This window comes from Allobosea lupini, from assembly GCF_900109525.1.
GTDB lineage: Bacteria > Pseudomonadota > Alphaproteobacteria > Rhizobiales > Beijerinckiaceae > Allobosea > Allobosea lupini.
The window spans coordinates 223760-248111 of record NZ_FOAN01000003.1; the positions used below are offsets into that span (position 1 = coordinate 223760).

Genomic DNA, 24352 nt, shown 5'->3' on the forward strand with positions numbered 1-24352 from the left:
TTGTTGTCTTGGTCTTGTCGTTGTGCGTGCGATCGCTGGTGTCAGGCGGCCCTGGCCGCGCCGGATCGGCGCTTGGCAAGCTCCTCGGCGAAGAAGTCCTCGACCCGCGAGACGGCCTTCAACCCGTCATGCGGCATGTTCGGCACGAGATCGAAGCGCACATCGATGCCGTGCTCCTCGAAATTGCGACGCAGGCTGTCGAGCCGTTCCGGGCGGTTCGTGCCGGCGCGGTTGGCGTCCGGCATCCAGCTGCGGTCGCCGGGCTTGTGGGTGATCTCCCAGGTCTCGAGATCGGCGGCACCGACGATCATCTGGACCGCGACCTTCCGCATCGCCTCGATGTCGGGCGCGCTGCCGAAGAGCTCGGCCATGCTGCGGGTGCCGACCCACCAGTCGCGCGTCGGGTCGAGCAGCGTCACCGAGCCTGGCGCACCGATCGAGGCGGCCCAGAGCTTGTGCGGCTGAAGCATCAGGAAGCGGTGCGCAAAGTGGCCGCCGCCGGAATAGCCGAACAGGGCGAAGCGGTCGAAGCGCAGGCCGTAATGCTCGGCGACCTCCTCGACCATAGCGAGCAGGATGTGGTCGTAGCGGACGTCGCCTTCGCGCATGTATTTGAAGCCGTTGCGGTTGCCGTCGCCCATCACGCCGATCGGGAAGAGCGGGGCGAGGATGACGCAGTTGTTCCAGCGGCCGAAGGACTCGAAGGCGTCGCGATAGCCGGTGAAGCCGCGCCCGGTGCCGTGCATGGTGACGACGAGCTCGGGAGGCTGGCCGCCCTTGCCGAGGCTCTTTGGCACGTAGAGGCAATAGCTGAAGCGGGGATCGGCCTTGCAGGCGATCACCGGGGTCGGGCCGAGGTCGTAGAGCGCGCGGGCGATCGCCGCCGCGTCGTCCTGCTTGGCGGGCTTTGCAGCGGGAGCGGTCATACGGCGGGTCCTGATTGGCTATAAGATTGGCGCCAATTTTGTTGCATGATACGGATGGAGCCGCAAGCCGGATTCGACCGATGCCGAGCGGCCTGTGTGCGAGACGTGCGAGCCGGCTCGCAAGCGTCATTGCAATGCTCTAGAGACCCGTCATGGCCAGCCGTCCGAAAATCCGCCAGCGCGCCAAGGGCGAACTCGCCAACGAGATCGCCAAGGCGATCCATATCCGCGCCTATCGTCCGGGCGAATGGCTGCGCCAGATCGATCTGGAAGAAGCCTTCCAGGCGACGCGCTTCGATGTCCGCACGGCGCTCGACGAGCTCGCCATACGCAAGACGATCGAGCACGTACCCAATCGCGGCTACCGCGTTGTCGAGATCGATCTCGCCACCTACCGCGCGATCCGCGATACCCGCATCATCCTGGAGAGTGCGGCCTCCCGCCTGGTGATCGGCAGGATGGACGAAGAGGCCGTCGCCCGGCTCGATGCACTCGCCCACGAGTTCAGCCGTGCCGTGCAGAGCGGTACGCGCGTCGAGCAGAGCGAGATCAACCGCGCCTTCCATAGCCTGATCTATGCCCATTGCGGCAACCCGGTGCTGGCGGAGACGATCTGGAGCCTGCGCGACCGCTCGCGCGGTTCGGCGGTCACGGTCTGGGCCTCGCATCAGGCCCTGCTCGCAAGCGATGCGGACCACCACGCCATGGTCGCGGCGATCCGCGCCGGGGATGGAGAGCGTCTGGCCGAGCTGATCAGCCAGCACATCCTCAAGGACCTTATCGAGGCCGGTGGTGCGGCCTAGTCCGCGACCGTGACTTCCCAGAGTCGCGGTTTCGACAGGATCGAGGATTTGTAGCCCTTGACCCGCTTGCCATAGGCGCCGGCGTCGATGCCGTTATAGAGCATCACCATCGGCACCTCGGCGATGAAGCGCTGGTGCAGTTCGTCGAACAGCTTCTGGCGCTCGGCCTTGTCGGAGACGACCATCGACCTGTCGAGCAGCGCCTGCGATTCCGGGGTGTCCCAGACCTTGCGCGGCTGCGTCGCCTTCGGGCCGGTCATCGATTCGAAGCTGAGAGCGGGGTCGAGCCTGGCCGAATAGGGGAAGGCCTGGAGCTGGTAGTTGCCCTTGGTATAGCGGTCGAGCTGCGTCGCCCATTCGAGCACCTCGATCTGGACGTTGATGCCGGCAGCCTGCAGCATCTGCTGCGAAACGACGGCAGCGTCGAAACTCTGCGGGTAGCGCTTGTTGGCGATCATCACCAGCGGCTCGCCCTTGTAGCCGGCTTCCTGCAGCAGCTTCCTGGCCGCGGCGAGGTCGTATGCATAGCCCTTGGCCTGGATCGGGCCGTAATAGGACGACATCGACGGCACGATCGAGTTGTTGCGCTTGCCGAGCCCGTCCGTGACCTGCCCCACGAGTTCCTCGGTGTCGATTGCCGCCGCGATCGCCTGGCGCAATTTGACGTTGCCGAGCAGCGGGTCGCGGGTCTGCAGGAGGATGCCGACCAGGCCCATGTTCGGCGTGATCGAAAGTCCGATGCGCTGGTCCTTCTTGAGCTCCTTGACCTCGGCATTGGCGACGTCCGGGATCACATCGACATCGCCGCGCAGTAGGGCCGCCTTGGCGGTGGCGCCGTCCGGGATGACCATGAAGCGGATTTCGTCGACGAGCGGGCGCTTGCCGCCGGTATAGCCGTCGGGCGCGCCCGGCAGGCTGGCATAGGCTTCGTTGCGGGTCAGGCGGACGAACTCGCCGCGCTTCCATTCGGCGAACTTGTAGGGGCCGGTGCCGATCGGCTTGTCGAAGGACCCGTCGGCTTTCAGCGAATCCTTGTGCAGGATCGCCGTCATCGCGCAGTCGGTGCGGGCGAGATTGGCGAGAAAGAGCGAGCTCGGCTTGTCCAGCTTGAAGACGATGGTCGCCGGATCGGGGGCTGTCACCGTCTCGACCTTGACGCGGCCGCGCCCATCGAATTCCGACAGGCAACGCCAGTCGGCTTTGGCGTTCATATAGTGGTTCCAGCTCCAGACCATGTCGGCCGAGGTCACGTCGGCCCCGTTGTGGAATTTGAGGCCCTTGCGCAGGGTGAAGGTGTAGCTGAGCCCGCCCGGCGAAACCTCGACCTTTTCGGCGAGCAGCGGCTTCACCTCCGAATCCTCGCCATAGGCGACGAGCCCCTCGACGACATGCAGCATCACGGCGTCAGTGTTGTCGTCGCGGTTGATCCCCGGATTGATGCCGCGGATGTCGGCATTGAGGTGGACCCGCAACGTCGCGGCCGCAGCCGGCAGGGCGGCAGCGGTTGCAAGGCCCAATCCGGCAAGGGCGAGGGAAAGGCGGCGTCGGTTGTGCATCGGCGGGTTCCCCTTGTCTTCTGGTTTTGGCTTGGATGCTGTCTGGCTTGGCGGCCCTATTCGGCGGCCTGCGCCAGCGTCACCGGCTCATCGGTCAGGCTGTAGCGGGTGAATATGCGGTTGAGGGCCGGGAGCGGTGCGACCTCCATGGTGCCCTTGGCCGGCTGCATGATCACCATCGAAACGGTGGCGGAGAGATTGCCGGTGTCGTTGAGGCGCGGCGGCCGGCAGACCGAATGCGGCGTCAGGAAATCGTCGAAGAAGGCTTCCTTGAGATCGTCGACCGTGAGCTTGCGACCGGCCTCGTTGAGCAGCTTCCTGACGCGCCAGTCGCGATAGAAGCTCTCGGGCACGCGCGGGATGCCGGTGTCGGTGAGCTTGGTCAGCGCGACCTGGCCGACCCAGTGATTGGCGTGCACGATCAGGCCGTCCTCGGGATAGAGCGGGAAGGCGGCGTCGGGCGCGCATTCGAAGTCGATGCCGAAGCCGGCGACCGTCGAGAGCATCATGTTGTTCGAACAGGCTTTCGGCGTCGTCGCGACCGCCTTGATCGCGTAGGCGAGATGCTCCTGCTCCAGCACCTTGCGACGGATCAGCGCGAGCGGCACGCCGGTTTGCGTGAAGTCGCGCTCGCTTTCGAGATAGTTGGCGGTGATCGAGATGCCGGCGGCGTTCATGCCGCAGCGGGCGAGGCCGCCGGCCTCGACGAAGGTCAGGAAATCGGGGCCGTCATTGCGGCGCACGCGCAGCACGATCGCCGTCTCCGCGCATTCGGCCTTCCAGTCCCAGTTCTGGCCGTGGATCAGTTCGCCCGAGGCACTGCGCTCGGGCAGGATGATCGCGCCGGTGCAGCCATCGTCGAGCTCTTCCTCCGCTCCGACCGGCCTGTTCTTCTCCAGCTTCGCCTTGGCGATGACCTCGGTGCGGGCGTTGATCATGATGATGTCTTCGAGCGCGACGCCGGCGCCGTCGGCGATGCCGCGCATCTCCTCGACATAGTGCTTGCCGAAGGCCTCGATCTCACGGGCGAATTCGCCGATCAGGCGCGATTTGGCGGCGGCGTCATAGCCGAGCTCGCCAAGCTGTCCGCCATAGAGTTCGATCGAGCGCTTGACGCGCTTCGGCACCGCCGCACCATGCTGGCGGCCGCGCTCATAGGGTGTGCCGGCGACATCGACGAAGGGAAAGGGTTCGACCATTGCCGGATCTCCGCGGGTTCGCGCTGGTGCTGTGTCTGGCTATAATGTATTTCATTTCAAACTAAGACAATCAAGAGTCTTCTCATGGCAGCACCGACACGATTGCAGCAGGAGATCGCCGAACGCATCATGCAAATGGTGCGGGAGGATGGACTTCAGGCTGGCGCCTGGCTCAACGAGAACAGCGCGGCGCGCCGCCTCAACGTCTCGCGCACGCCGGTGCGCGCCGCGATCGACCATCTCGCCCGTCAAGGGCTGGTGCGCCGGCATCCGAACAGGGGCGTCGAGCTGCTCAGCGCGCCGGAGGCGCCTGCCGATCAAGGCGCCAGCGCCGATGCGACCGAGCTCGTCATGGTCAAGGTGGCGCAGGATCGCCATGGCGGGCACTTGCCCGATGAGATTTCCGAGCTCGAACTGATGCGGCGCTACGAGCTGGGTCGGCCCGAGGTGCAGCGCCTGATGGCGCGGCTCGCCGATCTCGACATGGTCGAGCGCAAGCGCGGCTATGGCTGGCGTTTCCTGCACGAGGCGCGGGACCAGTCGGCGCATGACGAGCGCTATCGCTTTCGCCTGCTGATCGAGCCGATGGTCTTTCTGGAGCCAGGCTTTGCGCTCGACCAAGGCTGGATCGACGAGATGCGGGCCCGGCACGAACTGACCCTGTCGCAGCCCTGGAAGGAAAGCTCGGCGATCGGCTTCTACGAGATGAACGCCGATTTCCATGAGGGGCTGGCGGCCGCCTCCGGCAACCGCTTCATCCACTCCGCCATCCGCCGCCAGAACCAGATGCGCCGGCTCTCCAATTACGATTGGACCTATGGCTATGAGCGCGTCGTGGTGAACAGTCGCGAGCATCTGCAGATGCTCGCGACGATCGAGGCCGGCGATCTCCAGCTCGCCAGCGCCCTGATGCGCAGCCATCTCCAGCGCGCCATGCAGCTGCGCAGGCCGGACGGGCTGGACTGAGGCGGCTTGAAATTCTCACTATTGTCTTTTTGATATAAGAAAGACATCATGCGGCGATCCCTACCGAGGACCCGCCGATGACCGCGCATGCCTTTGCCGCCGAAAGCCGCCGCGACAACGTTCCCGATGCATTCTGGATGCCGTTCACGCCGATGCGCGCTTTCCGGCAGGCGCCGCTGCTGTTCGAGCGGGCGGAAGGCATGCACTACATCACCCCGGACGGGCGGCGCGTGCTCGACGGCATGGCCGGGCTCTGGTGCGTCAACGCCGGTCATGGCCAGGCGAAGATCACGGAGGCGATCCGCGCGGCCGCCGGCCGGCTCGATTTCGTCTCGTCGTTCAAGATGAGCCATCCCGACGCGCAGGCCTATGCTGCCAGGCTTTGCGACTTCGCGCCGGAGGGCATCGACCACGTCTTCTTCGTCAATTCCGGCTCGGAAGCGGTCGATACCGCCCTGAAGATCGCGCGCGCCTACCATCAGGCTCGCGGCCAGGCCGGGCGGACCAAGCTGATCGGGCGTGCCAAGGGCTATCACGGCATGGGCTGGGGCGGGCTCTCGGTCTCAGGCATCGGCCGGCACAAGGCCGCCTTCGGGCCGCTCCTGCCCGATGTGGCTCACCTGCCCTTGCCCTATGACCGCGCGACCATGGCCTTCTCGCGCGGCCGGCCGGAGGGCGGGCTCGCCGCGGCCGAGGCGCTGGAGACCCTGCTGCAGATCCATGATCCCGCGACCGTCGCGGCCGTCATCGTCGAGCCGGTGACCGGCTCGGGCGGGGTCTATCCGCCGCCAAAGGGTTATCTCGAATGCCTGCGCGCGATCTGCGACCGGCACGGCATCCTGCTGATCTTCGACGAGGTCATCACCGGCTTCGGCCGGCTGGGCAGTCCGTTCGCGGCGCAGGCCTATGGCGTCAGGCCCGACCTGATGAGCTGCGCCAAGGGCATGACCAATGGCGCGGTGCCGATGGGCGGCGTCCTCGTCGCCGGCCACGTCTACGAGGCCTTCATGGCCGGCCCGCCCGAGGCGATCGAGCTCTTACACGGTTATACCTATTCGGCCCATCCGCTCGCCTGTGCAGCCGGCCTCGCGACGCTCGACGTCTTTGCCGAGCAGGACATCCTGGGTAGCCTCGCCAAGGTGCTGCCGCTCTGGGAGGAGCGGGCGCACCGGCTGAAGGGCGCGGCCCACGTCGTCGACATCCGCACCGCGGGCCTGCTCTGCGCGATCGATCTTGCGCCGCGTCCCGGTGCCGATGGCGCCAGAGGCGGGGAGGCGAATGCGCTCTGCCTCGACGCCGGCGTGCTGGTCCGCAATGCCGGCGACACGCTGGTGCTGTCGCCGCCATTGGTCATCGCGCGCGCCGAGATCGAGGAGATCTTCGCCGCGATCGAGCGGGCGCTGGGGCGGATCGGTTAAGGGGTGTGCTGCGAGGCTGCGCTCCCGTCATTGCGAGAAGCGTAGCGGCGAAGCAATCCAGAAGCGGCAGCGCTCTACGTCTCCCTGGATTGCTTCGCTGCGCTCGCAATGACGGGAGCGGTGCTTCTCAGGCCCACTCGCCCTTGCGGAAGACCGCGACGCGGCTGCCGTCGGGCTTGATGCCGTCAATATCAACCTCGCCCGAGCCGATCATCCAGTCGATATGGATCAGGCTCTTGTTGCCGCCCTTCGCCGCGATCTGCTCCGGCGTCAGCGTGGTGCCGTCGATGAAGCACTTCGAATAGCACTGGCCGAGCGCGATGTGGCAGGAGGCGTTCTCGTCGAAGAGCGTATTGTAGAACAGGATACCGCTCTGCGAGATCGGCGATGAGTGCGGCACCAGCGCGACCTCGCCGAGCCGGCGCGCGCCCTCGTCGGTGTCGAGCACCTTGTTAAGCACCTCTTCGCCGCGGCTCGCCTTGGCTTCGACGATCCGGCCTTCCTCGAAGCGCACCTGGATGTTGTCGATCAGCGTGCCCTGATAGGAAAGCGGCTTGGTCGAGGAGACATGGCCCTCGACGCGGCGGGCATGCGGGGTGGTGAAGACCTCTTCGGTCGGGATGTTGGCGTTGCAGGTAATGCCGTTCTTGGCGGTCGAGGCGCCGCCCTCCCATTCATGGCCATCTGCGAGGCCGATGGTGAGGTTCGTGCCCGGCCCGGTGAAATGCAGCGCCGAGAAGCGCTGGCCGTTCAGCCATTTGGTGCGCTGCGCCAGCGCTGCGTTATGCTCCGCCCAGGCCGCGATCGGGTCGTCACGATCGACGCGCGAGGCCGCGAAGATCGCCTCGGCGAGACGGGCGACCGCGACCTCTTCGGCATCGCCCGGGAAAACCTGCTGGGCCCAGGCCGTGCCGGGATAGGAGACGATGTTCCAGTTGATGTCGAAATTGGCGATCTTCTCCAGCGCCGGCTGGTAGGCGATCGAGTTCGCTTTGTTGGCGCGGGCGACCTTGGCCGGGTCCTGCTCGGCGAGCAGCATCGGATTGTCGCCGACGATGGCGAGGCGGGCCGTGTTGGCGGCGAAGGCCTTGCCGACGCCCTCATAGAGCCAGGACGGGGCGCGGTCGAAGCTGGCGTCCTGCCCGAAACGATAGCGCGCCAGCGTCAGCGCCTCGTCGGAGAGGATCGGCGTGACCAGGCCGGCGCCGGCCTTGTAGGCGTGCTCGGCGATGCGCCGGACCAGCGGCAGCGCTGCGACCGGGGCGGTCAGGAACAGGTCCTGCCCCGGCTGCAGGTTGAGGCCGACCTTGATCGCGACCTGCGCCAGCTTGTCGAGCTTGTTGGCATCGATGCCGGAGACGTGCTTGTTCATGGGGGGCCTCGTCGAACTGATTTTAAGAGGCCGCATTGCTGGCGGAAATCCTGTCGGGGTCAACCGTTCCTGAGCAGAGGACGCATTCGTTCAGCGCCGGTCGGGCCGTGTGCGCCTCGCCTTGGAACGATCGCCGCGCCAATCGGCCACCGACATGGTCGGCAGGTCGAAATAGTCGCGCGTCGTGGCATAGCCATGGCCGCCCATGCGGCCGATCGCATCGAGCGCGACCGGATCGACGTAGTGCTTCACTTGGTCGACGGTGTCGGCGCGGAAATGCGCGTAGACGACCTCACCCAGGATGATCTCGCGCGAATTGCCGATGCCGAGCGTGGTGTGGTGGCGGCATTCGAAGGCGGCCGGCGCCTGGCCGATCCAGGGGCAGGGCACCTTGACGCCGGGCATTGCGGTGAGGCCGGCCTCGGCGAGCTCGTCCGTGCCCGGCTCGAACGGCACGGCGCAGGCATTCATGCCGTCGAGCAGCGCGTCGGAGACGATGTTGACGGTGAACGCCAGTGTCTCGCGGACATTTCGGCCGGTGTCCTTCTGTCCGCCGGTCTGGCGGTATTCGACGCCGAGCGCCAGGATCGCCGGATCGGCCGAGAGACAGTTGAAGAAGGAGAAGGGGGCGGCGTTGACGACGCCTTGCGCATCGATCGTGGTCACCAGTGCGATCGGGCGCGGCACCACGGCGCCGATCAGCAGCTTGTAGCGTTCGCGCGGGGTCAGCGCGGCAAAGTCGAAGGTGACGATCTCGGCGGCGGCCGACCGGTCCTGCGTCAGAGTCTGGGTCACGATGGGGTCAATCCTTCACTCAAGGCATAGGGTGCGAGCACGTCGCGGATGTCGCGTTCGCCGCGCGGCGCCAGCAAGGCGCGGGTGACGACCGATTGCAGGTGGTGGTCCATCAGCGCGGCGGCGCGGGCGGCGTCGCCAGCGCGCAGCGCTTCGATCAGCTGGCGATGCTCGGAGACGGCGCATTCGGAGGAGTGCGGGCGGCCGTAGATGGCGAGGATCAGCGAGCAGCGCGACGAGGCCTCCTGGACATAGCGCAGCAGCAGCGCGTTGCCGGTCATCTCGGCGAGCTTGATGTGGAATTCGCCGGACAGCCGGATCGATTCCGGCCCGTCCTGCTCATGCGCCTTTTCTTCCAGCCGCACATGCGCCTCGAGCTCGGCCGATTGCGCCGGCGTCAATCGGCCGGCGAGGTTCTCGGCGACGAGCCGCTCCAGCCCGCGGCGGACCTCGAAGACGTCGCGCGCCTCCTCCAGTGTCGGATAGGCGACATTGGCGCCGCGATTGGGCTTGAGCTCGACCAGGCCCTCGACGGCCAGCCGTCCGAAGGCCTCGCGCACCAGCGTGCGGCTGACGCCGAGCTGTTCGCCGATCGCATCCTCCGGCAGCTTCACGCCTGGCTTCAGCGCCTGCTCGATGATGGCACGCCGCAGCGCCTTGTAGACCGCCTGCGCGCGCGGCACCGGCGCGCCCTTCTCGGGCATCCTGACGTTGGAGTTCGACTTGCTCGCAGCGAGCGGGCGGGCAGGGCGCGGCATGAATCGAGTTTCCGCTTGTCTTCAATAATCGCATACAATACTGTTATTGTATCGTATGCAAGTTGATGAATTATCGCACACGAGATGGCGCGGAAAACGCCACGATGGTCACAGAGGCGGCAACGAAACGGCATTCCCCGGTACGCAGCGCGGGCCGGCGGCGAGCAAAGAAACAGGGGAGAGTTCGATGAAGAAGGCCTGGCTGCTGGCGGCCGTCGCCGCCTTTGCGCTGAATGGTGCGGTCGAAGCGAAGACGCTGAAATGGGGCGCGTCGCGCGAGATCGCCTCGCTCGACCCCTATTCCTATGGCGAGACCTTCACGCTCGCTGTGCTGAACCACGTCTACGAGGGGCTGGTGCGCTATACCGGCGATCTCAAGATCGAGCCGGCGCTGGCGGAATCCTGGGAGACGGTGACGCCGACGACCTGGCGCTTCAAGCTGCGGAAGAACGTCAAGTTCCACAACGGCAACCCGTTCACGGCCGACGACGTCATCGCCTCGCTGGCGCGCGTCACCCACGACACCTCGCCGCTCAAGGGCAATCTGCCGGCCTATAAGAGCTCGAAGAAGATCGACGATTACACGGTCGAGCTCGAGGTCAACGGCCCCTATCCGCTGCTGCTCAACGACCTCACCAACATCTTCATCTTCGACAAGGAGTGGATGGAGGCGAACAACTCGCTGCTTCCCACCGATTCCGGCAAGGGCGTGAAGGGTTATGCGACCGACAACGCCAACGGCACCGGCCCGTTCAAGATCGAGAGCCGCCGCGTCGACGCCAAGACGGTCTTCGCCAGGAATCCCGATTGGTGGGACAAGCCGCAGCACAATATCGACGTGATCGAGTTCACGCCGATCACCTCGTCATCGACGCGCGTGGCGGCGCTGCTCTCCGGCGAGATCGACTATACCAATGTCGCGCCGTTGCAGGACCTGCCGCGCCTCTCGGCCTCGCCCGAGGTCAAGGTGCTGCAGACCAACGAGTTGCGCTCGGTCTTCTTCGCCTTCAACCTGACCGACAAGCTGGTCGAGAGCGACGTCAAGGACAAGAACCCCCTCAAGGACATCAAGGTGCGCGAGGCGCTCTACCGCGCCATCGACATCGACGCTGTGCAGAAGCGTGCGATGCGCGGCCTCTCGCGCAATACCGGCGCGCTCGTCGCCCCGGCGATCCCCGGCTATGAGCCCTCGCAGGATGAGCGCCTGCCCTTCGACCTCGCCGGCGCCAAGAAGCTGCTCACCGAGGCCGGCTATCCCAATGGTTTCTCCTTCCTGATGAACTGCCAGAGCGACTCGCTCGTCAACGAGGAGGAGTTCTGCCAGGCGGTGGCGGCGATGTGGTCGCGCGCCGGGTTCAAGCCGAACCTCAGCCTGGCGCCGCGCAGCCAGCAGACGCCGAAGCGGGTGAAGGGCGAGTTCGACGTGATCTCGTTCGGCTGGGCCAATGAGCCGATGATCGACGCCTATTCGATCCTGGTGCAGGTGCTACGCTCCAAGAGCGGCACGGGCGGCGTGTTCAACTGGGGCAATTGGGGCGATCCGCGCATCGACGCGCTGGTCGACAAGGCCGGCGTCGAGCTCGATACGCCAAAGCGCATCGCGCTGATGCAGGAGGCGCTGAAGATCGCCAAGGCCGAGCAGCTCTTCATTCCGCTGCACCAGCAGCCGATGGCCTGGGCGATGCGCAGCACGGTCGCCTCCACGGTTCAGGCCTCGGACAACAAGCCGCGGCTGTGGCTCACCATGATGAAGTGAAGGCGCGCATAGCGCTTCTGGTGTGAGGTCGTCCCGGCCGGAGCCGCGTAGCGGAGCAGAGCCGGGACCCATGCCTGAACCGTTCCGGAATGGATCCCGGGTCTCCCTTCGGTCGCCCGGGATGACCAGACATCAAGTCGGCAGCGGAGTCCCCCAATGCCCGCCTTCCTGTTCAAGCGCTTCGTCAATGCCGCCGGCGTCATGCTGGCGGTGGCGTTCCTCGCCTTCCTGACCTTCCGCTTCGTCGGCGATCCCGTCGAACTGATGCTCAACGAGCAGGCGAGCCAGCAGCAGCGCGACGAGCTGCGGACCAGGCTCGGGCTCGACAAGGGCTTCGTGCTGCAGTTCGCGACCTTCGTCGGCAATGCCGTGCGCGGCGATTTCGGCATCTCCTACCGCAACCAGCAGGAGGTGTTCACGCTGATCGCCGAGCGCTTCCCGGCGACCTTCGAGCTGGTGCTGGTCGCGACCTTCCTGTCGCTGGCGGTCGGCATCCCGCTCGGCGTCTACACGGCGATCCGACGAGAGAGCGTCCTCGCCAAGGCACTACAATTCATCTCGGTGCTCGGCGTCTCCCTGCCGAGCTTCGCGCTCGGCATCCTCTTCATCCTGGTCTTCTCGGTGAACCTGCAATGGCTGCCCGCCTTCGGTCGCGGTGAGGTCGTCCAGCTCGGCTGGTGGAGCACCGGCTTCCTGACGGCGTCGGGCCGCAAGGCGCTGATCCTGCCCGGCATCACGCTCTCGCTCTTCCAGATCACGCTGGTGATGCGGCTGGTGCGGGCCGAGATGCTGGAGACGATGCGGACCGATTTCATCCGTTTCGCCAGGGCGCGCGGCCTGCCGGCCCGCGTCGTGAATTTCCGGCACGCGCTGCGCAATTGCCTGATGCCGGTGATCACGGTGACCGGCCTGCAGATCGGCAACCTGATCGCCTTCGCGCTGGTCACCGAGACGGTGTTCCAGTGGCCGGGCATGGGCATGCTCTTCGTCCAGGCCGTCACCTTCGTTGATATCCCGGTGATGGCGGCCTATCTGATCGTCGTCTCCTTCATCTTCGTCTCGCTCAACACGCTGGTCGACCTGACCTATGCCTGGGTCGATCCGCGCCTGCGCGAGGATGCGCTTTCGGGAGGCGCCAATGCCCGCTGAAGCCGCCAAACCCGGCCGCCTGCGCCGCTTCCTCGACAGCGACATCGGCTGGAGCTTCCGGCGCACGCCGGCCGCCTGGCTCTCGACGCTGGTGCTGTCGATCCTGATCCTGACGGCGCTGTTCTGCCCGCTGATCGCGCCGCAGAACCCGCACGACCTGGCCCAGGTCTTCATCGACAAGGCCGAGATCCCGCCGATCTGGTCGGCGGATGGCGAATGGCCCTTCCTGCTCGGCACCGACCCGCAGGGGCGGGACGTGCTCTCCGCCATCCTTTACGGCACGCGGGTCTCGCTGATCATCGGCTTCTCGGCCGTGCTGGTCTCGATGGTGATCGGCGTCTCGCTCGGCCTTGCCGCCGGCTTCTATGGCGGGCGGATCGATAATCTCCTGATGCGGCTCGGCGATACCGTTCTGTCGATCCCGACGCTGCTGATGGCGATCCTGGTCTCGGCGATCTTCCGGGAATTGCTGCCGCCCGGCTTGCGTGATCCTTTCGCAGCTGCGGTGCTCGTCGTCTCGATCGCACTGACCAGTTGGGTGCAATACGCCCGCACCGTGCGCGCCTCGACAATGGTCGAGCGGCGCAAGGAGTATGTGCTGGCGGCGCGGATCATCAAGGTGCCGGCCGGGCGGATCATGCGCCGGCACATCCTGCCGAACACGCTGACCCCGGTGATGGTCGCGGCCACCCTCAATCTCGGCCTCGCCATCCTGTCGGAAGCGACCCTCTCTTTTCTAGGCGTCGGCATGCCGATCACCCAGCCCTCCCTCGGCACGCTGATCCGCATCGGCAACCAGTATCTGTTCTCCGGCTCCTGGTGGCTCGTCGTCTTCCCCTCGCTGCAGCTCGGCCTGATCGTGCTCTCGGTCAACCTGCTCGGCGACTGGCTGCGTGACGCGCTGAACCCGAAGCTGCGCTGACGAGAAGAAACCAAACGAGGATACGCCTGCGATGACCGCCTCCCTGCTGCTCCGCAATGTCCATCCCTATGCCGGCAAGGCCGTCGATCTCCTGATTGAGAACGGCAGGATCGCCCAGATCGGCGCCAACCTTTCCGCGCCCGCCGGCGTCGCGATCGAGGACGGCAAGGGGGAGATCGTCATCCCCGGCCTGGTCGAGGCTCACACCCATCTCGACAAGAGCCTGCTCGGCCTGCCTTGGTACACCAACGAAGTTGGCCCGAAGCTGCTCGACAAGATCGACAACGAGCGGATGAACAAGAAGCGGCTCGACATCGATCCCGCGCGCCAGTCAGCCCGCCAGAGCATCCTCTCCTCGCTCAAGGGCACGACCCATATCCGCAGCCATGTCGATGTCGATACCGAGCATGGGATGTGGGGTGTCGAGGGCGTGATGCAGACGCGTGACGCCTATCGCGACATCGTCGACATCGAGCTCGTCGCCTTCCCGCAATCTGGCCTGCTGCGCCGGCGGGGCACGCTCGAACTGATGGACCAGGCGATGCAGGCCGGCTGCGAGATCGTCGGCGGGCTCGATCCCTGCACGATCGACCGCGATCCCAAGGGCCATCTCGACGCCGTCTTCGGGCTCTGCCAGCGCTATGGCAAGCCGCTCGACATCCATCTGCACGAGCCCGGCGAAGTCGGTGCCTTCTCGCTCGACCTGATCATCGAGCGGACCCGGGCGCTCGGCATGACCGGCAAGGTAACGGTCAGCCACGCCTTCTGCCTGGGCACGCCCGATCCGGCCCTGATCGATCCGCTGATCGAGGAACTCGCCGTGCTCGACATCGCGATCATGACGACCGCGCCGGCGAGCCGCCCGGCTCCCCCGGTCAAGAAGCTGCTGCAGGCGGGCGTGCGCGTCTGCTCCGGCTCCGACGGCATCCGCGACACCTGGAGCCCCTATGGCAACGCCGACATGCTGGAGCGGGCGATGTTCGTCGGCCTGCGCAACAATTTTCGTCGCGACGACGAGGTCAGGCTGGCGCTCGACGTCTGCACCACCGAGGGCGCCAAGGTTATGGAGATCGAGGGCTACGGGCTCGAGGTCGGCTGCGTCGCCGATCTCATCCTGCTGCCGACCGAGTCGATCGCCGAAGCCGTCGCGACCCGTCCGCCGCAACGCCGCGTGATCAAGCGCGGCAAGATCGTCGCCCGCGACGGCGTTTCGATCAGGACCGCGCCGTGACCCCGCGCGCCAAGAAGCGGCCGGACGGCCGTATCCTGATGACCGCGCGCTGGGTGGTCGGCCACAAGGACGGCCGCCACCGCCTCTATGAGAACGGCGAGGTCGTGTTCGAAGACGGCGAAGTCGTCTTCGTCGGCCATGGCTTTCCGGGCGACGTCGCCCGCCGCCTCGACTACGGCTACGCCCTGATCGGGCCAGGCTTCATCGATTGCGATGCCCTCTCCGACCTGGACACCACCATTCTCGGCTATGACAACCAGCCGGCCTGGAAGAAGGGGCGCGTCTGGCCGCGCAGCTATCTCGAGGCCGGCCCCTACGAGATGTACACGCGTGAGGAACTCGCCTTTCAGAAGCGCTATGCCTTCTCCCAGCTGATCCGCAACGGCATCACCACGGCGCTGCCGATCGCCTCGCTGTTCTACCGGGCCTGGGGTGAGACGGTGCAGGAGTTCGAGGACGCCGCGAAAGCGGCCGCCGATCTCGGCCTGCGCGCCTATCTCGGCCCCGCCTACCGGACCGGCAACCAGCTGGTCGAAGCCGACGGGCGCATCGTCACCCATTACGACGAGCCCCGCGGCCTCGCCGAGCTCGACGCCGCCATCGATTTCGCCCGGCGTCACGACGGCGCGGCCGGTGGCCTGATCCGGGCGATGTTCGCGCCCGACCGCATCGAGACCTCGACGGCCGAGCTGCTGCGCCGCACCGCCGCCGCGGCGCGCGAGCTCGATATCCCCGTCCGCCTGCACTGCTGCCAGTCGAAGATCGAGTACGATCTCGTTCTCGCCCAGCACGGCATGAGCCCGCCGGAATGGCTGGCGAGCCTCGGCTTCCTCGACCAGCGCTGCCTCCTGCCGCATGGTACGGTCGTCTCCGGCAGCCGCCTGGTCGACCGCCCCGGCCGCGACCTCGAGATCATCCGCGATTCCGGCGCCAGCATTGTGCATTGCCCGCTGGTCTCAGGCCGGCACGGCAACGCGATCAACCATTTCGGCCGTTACCGCACCATGGGTCTCAAGATCGCCATGGGGACCGATACCGCCCCGCCGGACATGATTATGAACCTGCAGGTCGGCATGATCCTCTCCCGCACCATGGCCGGCAATGTCGGCGCCGTGCGCTCCGAGGATTACTACGACGCTGCCACGATCGGTGGCGCGGATGCGCTGCGGCGGCCCGATCTCGGCCGCCTCCAGCCCGGCTCCCGTGCCGACATCACCGTCTTCGATTTCGACCGGCCGCATAGCGGCCAGGTCATCGACCCCATCCAGACGATGATGCTGACCGGCCATGGTCGCGATTTTTCGACGGTGGTGATCGACGGCCGCTTCGTCATGGAGGACCGCGCCATTCCGGGCCAGGACGAGGCCGCCGACAATATCCGCGCCCAGAAGCAGTTCGAGGGCGTGATGGCGCGCTATCCGGAGCGCACTTTGGGTCATCCGCCGATGAACAAGATCTTCTCGTCGAGCTACCCGATCGAACGCAAGGGAGACGCCGCGTGAACGCCCAGCCAGCGCTGCTCTCGGTCCGCGACCTGCGCATCGTCTTCGACGGGCGGCGTGGCCCGCTGACGGCGCTCGACGGCGTCTCCTTCGAGATCGCGCCGGGCGAAATCCTCGGCGTGGTCGGCGAATCCGGCGCCGGCAAGTCGCTGACCGGCACGGCGGTGATCGGCCTGCTCGATCCGCCCGGGCGCCTGGCCGGCGGCGAGATCAGGCTGTCGGGCCAGCGCATCGACAATCTGCCGGCCGAGACGATGCGCAAATTGCGCGGCCGCCGGATCGGCGCGATCTTCCAGGACCCGCTGACCTCGCTGCATCCGCTGCTGACCGTCGGCGAGCAACTGGTCGAGACGATCACGACGCATCTGCCGGTCGGCAAGGCCGAGGCGCGCAAGCGGGCGCTCGACCTTCTGAAGGAGGTCGGCATCCCCGCCGCCGAGACGCGGATCGACCATTACCCGCACCAGTTCTCCGGCGGCATGCGCCAGCGCGTCGTCATCGCGCTGGCGCTCTGCGCCGAGCCGACGCTGATCATCGCCGACGAGCCGACGACGGCGCTCGACGTCTCGATTCAGGCGCAGATCACCACGCTGCTGAAGCGGCTCTGCCGCGAGCACGGCACAGCGATCATGCTGGTGACGCACGATATGGGCGTGATCGCCGAGACCGCCGATCGGGTCGCGGTGATGTATGCCGGGCGCGTCGTCGAGATCGGCCCGGTCGAGGAGGTGACGCGCCGGCCGCGTCATCCCTACACCGCCGGCTTGATGGCCTCGATCCCGAGCGTTCACCGCCGTAACGCCGCGCTCAACCAGATCGACGGCTCGATGCCGCGTTTGAACGCGATCCCGACCGGCTGCGCCTTCAATCCGCGCTGCGGCCTTGCCACCGATCTCTGCCGGCAGACCAAGCCCAGCCTGCCGGTTTCCGATCACGCCGCCGCCTGCCATTTCCCGCTGCGGGAGATCGCCCATGGCTGAGGCGAACACCATCCTCGAGGTCACCGCCGCCTCCTGCCGCTTCGACGTCTCGGCGCCGGCGCTGTCGCGGCTGTTCTCAGCTGAGCCGCGCCGCATCCTGCGCGCGGTCGAGAATGTCTCGTTCAGCGTCCAGCGCGGCACGACCTTCAGCATCGTCGGAGAGTCCGGCTGCGGGAAGTCGACGCTGGCGCGCATGGTCGTCGGCTTGCAAAGGCCGACGCAGGGCCTGCTCGATTTCAAGGACATCAGGCGCGCCGACGGCTCCTTCGGGCCGCCGCGGGTGCAGATGATCTTCCAGGACCCTTACGCCTCGCTCAATCCGCGCTGGCGCGTCGGCGACATCATCGCCGAGCCGATCCGCGAATTGAAGCTGCGCAAGGACGAGAGCGAGACGGCGACCCGTGTCGGCGATCTCCTAGAGATCGTCGGCCTGTCACGCGCGGATGCGAGCCGCTTCCCGCATGAATTCTCCGGCGGCCAGCGCCAGCGCATCTCGATCGCCCGCGCGCTGGCGACCGAGGCGGACTTCCTGGTCTGCGACGAGCCGACCTCGGCGCTCGACGTGTCAGTTCAGGCGCAGATCCTCAACCTGATGGTCCGGCTGCAAAAGGAGTTCGGGCTGACCTATCTCTTCATCAGCCATAATCTCTCGGTGGTTCGGCATATGTCGGACCATCTCGCCATCATGTATCTCGGCCGCTTCGTCGAGAGCGGGCCAGCGGAGGACGTGTTCGGCCGGCCGCGCCATCCCTATACGCGGCTCCTCCTCGACACGATCCCCGATGTCGAGAAGCCGAACCGAGAGCGGCGGCCGATGTCGGGCGAGGTGCCGAGCCCGATCGCGCCACCGCCGGGCTGCGCATTCCATCCGCGCTGCGTACAGGCGGTCGAGCGCTGTCGCACCGAGGCGCCGGCGCTGCGGCGCGAGGGCGAGCTGGAGATCGCCTGCCATTTGGCTTGAACGTTTCCGTCATTGCGAGCGCAGCGAAGCAACCCAGGAGCGGCAGGGCGAAGTGGCTTGTTCCCCATCGATCGCTTCGCTGCGCTCGCGATGACGACAGCTCAGCAGAAGTCGAAATCGACACCTTCGTCGGCCTGGAGCACGTGCTCGTCATAAAGCCGATCATAGCCGCGCCGTTCTCTGGCCGGGGGCTGCGGCAAGGCAGCCCGGCGCGCTTCGAGCTCGGCCTCGTCGACCAGAAGGTCGAGCTTCCGCTCTGCGACGCTGAGCCGGATGCGGTCGCCATCCCGGACCAGCGCCAGCGGGCCGCCGACCGCCGCCTCCGGCGCGACATGCAACACGATCGCGCCATAGGCGGTGCCGGACATGCGGGCATCGGAGATGCGGACCATGTCCTTGACACCCTTGGCCGCGAGCTTGCGCGGGATCGGCAGATAGCCGGCTTCCGGCATGGCGGCGGCGCTCTTCGGGCCGGCGTTCTGCAGGACGAGGATATCGTCTAGGCCGACATCGAGATCGGGATCGTCGATGCGGGCCGAGAGGTCCTCCAGTGATGAGAAGACGACGGCGCGGCCCTCATGCTCCAGCAGGCGCTTCTCGGCCGCGGCGCGCTTGACGATGGCGCCGCGCGGGGCGAGCGAGCCGAACACGGCGACGAGGCCGCCATCGGGATCGACCGGGTCTTCGCGCGGGCGGATGATGGCGCGATCGACCTGGTCGACGAGGGGAGCGTCGATCAATTCGCGCAGCGTCTGCCCGGTCACGCTCAGGCAGTCGAGATGGAGCAAGTCGCGCAACTCCTTCAGCACGGCCGGCACGCCGCCACCGGCGAAGAAATCCTCCATGTAGTTGTTCCCGACCGGCTTCAGGTTCACCAGAACCGGCGTCTCGTCGGAGAGCCGGTTGAGGCGGTTGAGGTCGACCTTGATCCCGGCGCGGCGGGCGATGGCCGTGAGATGGACGACGGCATTGGTCGAGCCGGAGATGGCCAGCAGCACGCGCCAGGCGTTCTCGATCGCCTGCTCGGTGACGATCTGGCGCGGCAGCAGCGTTTGCGTGCCGATCAGTTCGACGGCGCGCTTGCCGCTTGCCTCGGCGCAACGCAGCCGGTCGGCATGGACGGCGGGAATCGCGGCCGAGCGCGGCAAAGCGAGCCCCAGAGTTTCGGCGATGCAGGCCATGGTCGAGGCGGTGCCCATCACCGCGCAGGTGCCGGCCGTGGTGGCGAGCCGGCCTTCGACCACGTCGATCTCCTCCTGGTCGATTTCGCCGGCGCGGAAACGGGCCCAGAAGCGGCGGCAATCGGTGCAGGCGCCCAGGCGCTCGCCCTTGTGGCGGCCGGTCGACATCGGCCCGCCGACGAGCTGGACGGTCGGGACATTGGCCGAGAGCGCCGCCATCAACTGCGCCGGCACGGTCTTGTCGCAGCCGCCCATCAGCACGACGGCATCGATCGGCTGGGCCCGGATCATTTCCTCCGTGCCCATCGCCATCAGGTTGCGGAATTTCAGGCTGGTCGGGTTGAGGAAGACCTCGCCGAGCGAAATGGTCGGGAACTCGACGGGCAGGCCACCGGCCATCAGCACGCCGCGCTTCACCGCCTCCAGCAGTTCGGGGAAGTGACGGTGGCAGTTGTTGAAACCGCTATAGGTATTGGCGATGCCGACGATCGGCCGGGCCAGGGCTTCGTCGGAGTAGCCCATCGAGCGGGCGAAGGAGCGGCGCAGATAGGCGGCGAAGTCTGGGTCGCCGTAATTGGTCAGCCCGCCGGCGATGCCGCGCGCCTTCGGTTCCTCGCCCGCCATGCGTGCTCCTCCCTCGACCTGTGCTGAAGAAGAAGCTTGCCGGGATTGCGGGCGCTGTCGAGGCCGCCTCATGCAGGGCGGCCTCGCACTGGACACTCAGTAGCCGAGGGCGCAGCCGTCCTTGCGCGGATCGGAGCCGCCGGTCAGCGTGCCCTTCTCCCAGTCGATCCAGACCGCCTGGGCGCCGCCCATCGGCGATTTCGGCACCTCGACCTTGAAGCCACGCGCCGTGAGGGCCGCGCCGACGCTCTCGCGCAGGCGTGCCTCCGCCTCCACCGTGTTCGTGCCCGGCAGGGGGAAGAGGCGCGGCAGGTCGATCGCCTCCTGCAAATCGAGGCCGTGGTCGAACAGCTTCGCCAGGAAATGGGCATGGCCCATCGCCTGGTAGTGCCCGCCCATCACGCCGAAGGGCATGACGACGCGGCCGTTCTCGGCGAGCATGCCGGGGATGATCGTGTGCATCGGACGCTTGCGCGGGGCGATCGCGTTCGGGTGACCCTGCTTCAGCACGAAGCTCTGGCCGCGATTGTGGAAGAGCACGCCGGACTTTTTGGTCATCAGCCCGCTGCCATAGGGCGAGAAGATCGAGTTGATGAAGGAGACGGCGTTGCGGTCCTTGTCGACGACGCTGATATAGACGGTGTCCTTGTGCTCGGCCCCGCCGGGGATGACCGGCAACGGATCTAGGGCGCGATCGGGATCGATCATCCCGGCGAGTTCGTCGGCGAGCGCATCCGAGAGCAGGTGCTCGACCGGCACCTCGGCTTTGGCGGCGTCTGCCAGGAAGCGGTCGCGCGCGGCATAGGCGAGCCGGGTCGCCTCCAGCTCGATATGCAGGTTCTCGACCACGAGCGGGCCACCCTTCGGCTTGAAGCGCTCGAGGATCTTCATGATCAGTAATGCGATCACGCCCTGGCCGTTCGGCGGGCACTCATAGACTGTGCGGCCACGGAAGGTCGCGCTGACGGGCGTGACGTACTCGCCCTCGGCGGCGGCGAAATCGTCCGCCGTGTGCAGGCCGCCGGCGGCCTGGAGATAATCGACCATCTCTCTGGCGATCTCGCCGCGATAGAAGGCGTCGCGGCCCTCGCGGCCGATCGCTTCGAGCGTCTTGGCGAGAGCCGGCTGACGCTGGACCGTGCCGGCCAGCGGAGCCTTGCCGTCGACGAGGAAGGTCGCGGCCGCGTTGGCGTCCTTGATCAGCAGCTCGTGCTGGGCGGCGAGATCGTAGGCGACGCGCGGTGTCAGCGCATAGCCGTCGCGGGCATAGGCGATGGCGGGCGCGAGGACCTCGGCCAGCGGCAGGCGGCCATGGTCCTTGACGAGCCGAGTCCAGGCGTCGATCGCGCCAGGCACGGTGACGGCATGCGGGGAGTGCCGCTCCAGCGTGGTGATGCCGGCCTTCGCGTACCAATCCAGCGTCGCGGCGGCGGGCGTGCGGCCCGAGCCGTTATAGGCGATGACATCGGTCGATCCGCCCTGCGAATAGAGCACGAAGCAGTCGCCGCCGACGCCGGTCGAGCCGGCCTCGACGACGCATTGCACGGCGCAGGCGGCGATCGCTGCGTCGATGGCGTTACCGCCAGCCTTCATGATGTCGAGCGCGGCGAGCGTCGAGGCGGGATGCGAGGTCGCCGCCATCGCATTGCGGCTGATTGCGAGGGAGCGGCCGGGAAGCTCGAGATCACGCATAGGCTGGCTTTCGTGGAAATCTGGCCGGCGCTGGTCGCCGGCCATGGGGAAGGAGGCGAAGGGCGCTCAGCCCTTGCGCAGATTGGTGAAGACCGGGACGCCGTTCAGCATGCCGGTCAGGTTCTTGCGGTAGGCAACCGGCTGGAGGTACTGCCCGGCCGGGACGTAAGGCACGTCCTGCATCGCCTGCAGCTCGATCTCGCGGGCGATCGCCTTCTGCTGCGCCGAGTCGGCAGCGGTCAGGAAGCGGGCGCGAAGTGCCTCGATCTGGGGGCTGTCGGGCCAGCCCGGGCTGCCCTTGGCGCCGTTGCCACGCAAAGGCGAGCTCGTCGCCGGCGAGCCGAGATCGAGCCCGGCCCAATAGGTGACATAGCAGCTCCAGCCGCCCTGCTCGACCGGGTTGCGGCTGCTGATGCGCTGGAGGACGGTGCCCCAGTCTGCGGCGACGAAGTCGACATTGACGCCGATCTTGCGCAGCGCATCCGCCGCGACGTCACAGACCAGGGCGATGCGCGGCACGTCCTGCGCCGCAAGGAAGACGGCGCGCTCGCCCTTGTAGCCGGCCGCAGCGAGCTCCTGCTTGAGTTTGCCGAAATCCTTGGGGCCCTTCAGGACCTTGCCCGCGACGTCGGATGCCATCGGCGAGTTGTTCGGGAAGAAGCCGATGCTGCCGCGCTCGACCTGCGGATCGCCGCCGCAGACCGCGTTCATGCACTCCTCCTGGTCGATCGCCTGGAGGATGACGCGGCGCACCGCCGGATTGTTGAAGGGCGGCTGCAGATGGTTGAGCCTGAGCTGCCCGGCCATTCCGGTCCGGTCCTTGACCTCGACGGTGATGTTCGGGTCCTTCCGCAGCAGCGGCAGCAGGTCGATGATCGGCTGCTCGACCCAATCGACCGCGCCGGTCTGCAATGCCGCAACCGCGGTCGCGGCATCGGGCATGACGGTGAACTCAATGCGGTCGAGATAGGGCGTGCGCGGGCCGGCGGTGAAGCTCGGCGTGCCCTGGCGCGGGACGTAACCCTCGTGCCTGGCATAGACATGGCGGGCGCCGGCGATGCGCTCGGCAGTGAGATAGCGATAGGGGCCGCTGCCGATCGCCTCCGGGATCTGCTTGAACGGGTCGGTTGCGGCGAGGCGCTCTGGCATGATCGCGGCGACGAGCGCGCTCGGGCGGGCGAGCGCCGCCGGCAGATGCGGGAAGGGCGCCTTCAGCCGGAAGACGATGGTACGATCATCGGGCGCGGAAAGCTCGTCGGTCGCGGCCATCAGCGCCTGGCCGAAGGTGTCGCGGGCGCCCCAGCGCTTGATCGAGGCGACGGCGTCGCGCGCCAGCACCTTGCTGCCGTCATGGAAGACCAGGCCGGGCCGCAGCGTCAGCGTCCAGCGTTTGCCGTCCTCCTCGACGACATGGCCCTCGACCATTTGCGGTTGCGGCTGGAACTGGTCGTCGAGCCCGTAGAGCGTGTCCCAGACCAGCAGCGCGTGGGTGCGGGTCGAATAGCCGTTGGTCCAGATCGGATCGATGATCGCGACGTCGGAATAGGGCACGAAGCGCAAGGTCTTGGCATCCTGCGCGCTGGCGAGATGCGGCGCGGCCGGCAGGAAGGCAGCCGCGGCCGAGGCTTTCAGGAACTGGCGTCGATCCATTATGGACCCCCTCGTTGTTTTGGTTGAGCCTTGGGTGTCCCTCGTCGGAGCGGCCTTCTGGCGAGCCGCTCGATCGTTCGGTTCAGGGCTGGGTGCTCGCCGGAAGCGCCGAAGACGCTCCTGCTGCCTGACTGCGTTTGCGCAGGAACTCGGCGAGGCGCGGCGCGGTGCGCAGGACGTGCTCGCGCATCACCGCCTCGGCATGCTCGGCGTCGCCGGTCCTGATCGCCTCGACAACCTCGTCCTGGCGCTCGGTCGCGTGGGCGGGTTGGGCGACATGGTGGAGCCAGACGCGCATATAGGGCTCGACGGCGATGTGCAGCGCTGCGATCTGGGCGATCAGCTTGGGCCGCCGGCTGAGGCCGCAGATATAGGCGTGGAATTCCTGGTGACGGCCGAGCCAGTCGCCGCCGCCGGCCGCACCGGCGCGGTGCATGCGGGCGACGTGGTCGTCGAGCTCGGCGAGCGCCGCTGCATCGAAGCGCGGCATGGCGAGGCGAACCGCGAGACCCTCCAGCACGGAGCGGATTTCGAAGAGTTCGTAGATCTCGTCGATCGTCAGGCCGGAGACGACGCAACCGCGATTGGGGCGGATCAGGACGAGGCCTTCATTGGCGAGGCGCTGGAAGGCTTCGCGCACCGGCATGCGGCTCATGGCGAGCTCGCGCGCGATCGTCTCCGGGATCAGGCGCTCGCCAGGCTGATAGCGGCCGCTGCGGATGTCCTGGAGAATGGCGCGATAGGCCTCGTCCTGCGCCGTCGCAGCCATGCCTTTCGAGGCGAAGCTCATCCCGTTTCCCCGCAAGCCATCTGCACTCGCTCAGCCACTTTGTATGAGTGTATCCACTATTACAAAGCTAGAATCAGACGATACGCAAGGGGGCTTGCGCGGCGACAGCGCGATGGCGTCG

General features: G+C 66.9%; 20 protein-coding genes. 10 read left to right on the forward strand and 10 right to left on the reverse strand.

All coding sequences use genetic code 11. From position 1 onward, the window contains the following. Window positions 1–41: 41 nt before the first annotated feature. Window positions 42–926: an alpha/beta hydrolase family protein gene (locus BMZ21_RS10460; RefSeq protein ID WP_091833065.1), complete on the reverse strand. Its 885-nt coding sequence runs from the start codon at window positions 924–926 to the stop codon at window positions 42–44. A 152-nt stretch (window positions 927–1078) separates the two neighbouring features. Here BMZ21_RS10460 and BMZ21_RS10465 point away from each other — a divergent pair, with 152 nt between their 5' ends. Next, window positions 1079–1729: a GntR family transcriptional regulator gene (locus tag BMZ21_RS10465; protein ID WP_091833068.1), complete on the forward strand. Its 651-nt coding sequence runs from the start codon at window positions 1079–1081 to the stop codon at window positions 1727–1729. Here BMZ21_RS10465 and BMZ21_RS10470 read toward each other — a convergent pair. Both BMZ21_RS10470 and BMZ21_RS10475 read right to left on the reverse strand, forming a co-directional pair. Next, a complete protein-coding gene (locus BMZ21_RS10470) occupies window positions 1726–3285 on the reverse strand; it encodes an ABC transporter substrate-binding protein (RefSeq protein WP_091833070.1) in 1560 nt (519 codons plus the stop codon). The genes BMZ21_RS10465 and BMZ21_RS10470 overlap by 4 nt on opposite strands. 56 nt (window positions 3286–3341) lie before the next feature. Further along, a complete protein-coding gene (locus BMZ21_RS10475; RefSeq protein ID WP_091833073.1) occupies window positions 3342–4484 on the reverse strand; it encodes a C45 family autoproteolytic acyltransferase/hydrolase in 1143 nt (380 codons plus the stop codon). An 84-nt stretch (window positions 4485–4568) separates the two neighbouring features. Between BMZ21_RS10475 and BMZ21_RS10480 the strand changes: the two genes are divergently transcribed. Next, window positions 4569–5450: a GntR family transcriptional regulator gene (locus BMZ21_RS10480; RefSeq protein ID WP_091833076.1), complete on the forward strand. Its 882-nt coding sequence runs from the start codon at window positions 4569–4571 to the stop codon at window positions 5448–5450. A 77-nt stretch (window positions 5451–5527) separates the two neighbouring features. Next, window positions 5528–6868 (forward strand): omega-aminotransferase AptA, encoded by a 1341-nt coding sequence (gene aptA / locus BMZ21_RS10485; protein ID WP_091833079.1) that lies wholly within the window; start codon window positions 5528–5530, stop codon window positions 6866–6868. Between the two features lie 127 nt (window positions 6869–6995). On the opposite strand, the gene BMZ21_RS10490 is transcribed toward aptA, so the two are convergent. The 3 genes from BMZ21_RS10490 to BMZ21_RS10500 form a co-directional block, all read right to left on the reverse strand. After that, window positions 6996–8240 (reverse strand): aminopeptidase, encoded by a 1245-nt coding sequence (locus BMZ21_RS10490; RefSeq protein WP_091833082.1) that lies wholly within the window; start codon window positions 8238–8240, stop codon window positions 6996–6998. A gap of 90 nt (window positions 8241–8330) precedes the next feature. Continuing rightward, window positions 8331–9035: a flavin reductase family protein gene (locus BMZ21_RS10495; RefSeq protein ID WP_244543792.1), complete on the reverse strand. Its 705-nt coding sequence runs from the start codon at window positions 9033–9035 to the stop codon at window positions 8331–8333. After that, complete coding sequence (locus tag BMZ21_RS10500) at window positions 9032–9739, reverse strand: GntR family transcriptional regulator (RefSeq protein WP_091834290.1); 708 nt, start codon at window positions 9737–9739, stop codon at window positions 9032–9034. Before BMZ21_RS10500 ends, BMZ21_RS10495 begins: the two co-directional genes overlap by 4 nt. Before the next feature lie 241 nt (window positions 9740–9980). Here BMZ21_RS10500 and BMZ21_RS10505 point away from each other — a divergent pair, with 241 nt between their 5' ends. The 7 genes from BMZ21_RS10505 (at window position 9981) to BMZ21_RS10535 (ending at window position 18294) form a co-directional block, all read left to right on the forward strand. Then, the gene (locus BMZ21_RS10505) at window positions 9981–11549 is read left to right on the forward strand and encodes an ABC transporter substrate-binding protein (RefSeq protein ID WP_091833085.1); all 1569 of its coding nucleotides are present in this window, start codon (window positions 9981–9983) and stop codon (window positions 11547–11549) included. Window positions 11550–11705: 156 nt separating this feature from the next. Further along, a complete protein-coding gene (locus tag BMZ21_RS10510) occupies window positions 11706–12698 on the forward strand; it encodes an ABC transporter permease (protein WP_091833088.1) in 993 nt (330 codons plus the stop codon). Next, window positions 12688–13620, forward strand: a complete 933-nt coding sequence (locus tag BMZ21_RS10515) for an ABC transporter permease (RefSeq protein ID WP_091833091.1) — start codon at window positions 12688–12690, stop codon at window positions 13618–13620. The genes BMZ21_RS10510 and BMZ21_RS10515 overlap by 11 nt, the downstream gene beginning before the upstream one ends. 31 nt (window positions 13621–13651) lie before the next feature. Beyond that, window positions 13652–14851, forward strand: coding sequence for an amidohydrolase family protein (locus BMZ21_RS10520; RefSeq protein WP_091833094.1), 1200 nt, complete (start codon window positions 13652–13654; stop codon window positions 14849–14851). Window positions 14852–14889: 38 nt separating this feature from the next. Next, on the forward strand, window positions 14890–16353 hold the full coding sequence (locus BMZ21_RS10525; protein ID WP_091834293.1) for an amidohydrolase family protein: 1464 nt from the start codon (window positions 14890–14892) through the stop codon (window positions 16351–16353). Then, on the forward strand, window positions 16350–17333 hold the full coding sequence (locus BMZ21_RS10530) for an ABC transporter ATP-binding protein (RefSeq protein WP_091833097.1): 984 nt from the start codon (window positions 16350–16352) through the stop codon (window positions 17331–17333). The genes BMZ21_RS10525 and BMZ21_RS10530 overlap by 4 nt, the downstream gene beginning before the upstream one ends. Further along, window positions 17326–18294, forward strand: coding sequence for an ABC transporter ATP-binding protein (locus BMZ21_RS10535; RefSeq protein ID WP_091833100.1), 969 nt, complete (start codon window positions 17326–17328; stop codon window positions 18292–18294). The genes BMZ21_RS10530 and BMZ21_RS10535 overlap by 8 nt, the downstream gene beginning before the upstream one ends. 101 nt (window positions 18295–18395) lie before the next feature. Here the strand turns inward: BMZ21_RS10535 and BMZ21_RS10540 are convergent, their stop codons facing one another. The 4 genes from BMZ21_RS10540 to BMZ21_RS10555 all read right to left on the reverse strand — a co-directional run bounded on the left by BMZ21_RS10540 (window position 18396) and on the right by BMZ21_RS10555 (window position 24231). Continuing rightward, window positions 18396–20099 (reverse strand): IlvD/Edd family dehydratase, encoded by a 1704-nt coding sequence (locus BMZ21_RS10540; protein ID WP_091833103.1) that lies wholly within the window; start codon window positions 20097–20099, stop codon window positions 18396–18398. A gap of 96 nt (window positions 20100–20195) precedes the next feature. Next, window positions 20196–21791 carry a gamma-glutamyltransferase gene (gene ggt, locus BMZ21_RS10545; RefSeq protein WP_091833106.1) on the reverse strand — a complete coding sequence of 532 codons (1596 nt, stop codon included), beginning with the start codon at window positions 21789–21791 and terminating at the stop codon, window positions 20196–20198. 66 nt (window positions 21792–21857) lie between these two features. After that, the gene (locus BMZ21_RS10550; RefSeq protein WP_091833109.1) at window positions 21858–23441 is read right to left on the reverse strand and encodes an ABC transporter substrate-binding protein; all 1584 of its coding nucleotides are present in this window, start codon (window positions 23439–23441) and stop codon (window positions 21858–21860) included. A gap of 82 nt (window positions 23442–23523) precedes the next feature. Further along, the gene (locus BMZ21_RS10555; protein WP_091833113.1) at window positions 23524–24231 is read right to left on the reverse strand and encodes a GntR family transcriptional regulator; all 708 of its coding nucleotides are present in this window, start codon (window positions 24229–24231) and stop codon (window positions 23524–23526) included. Between the last annotated feature and the right edge of the window lie 121 nt (window positions 24232–24352).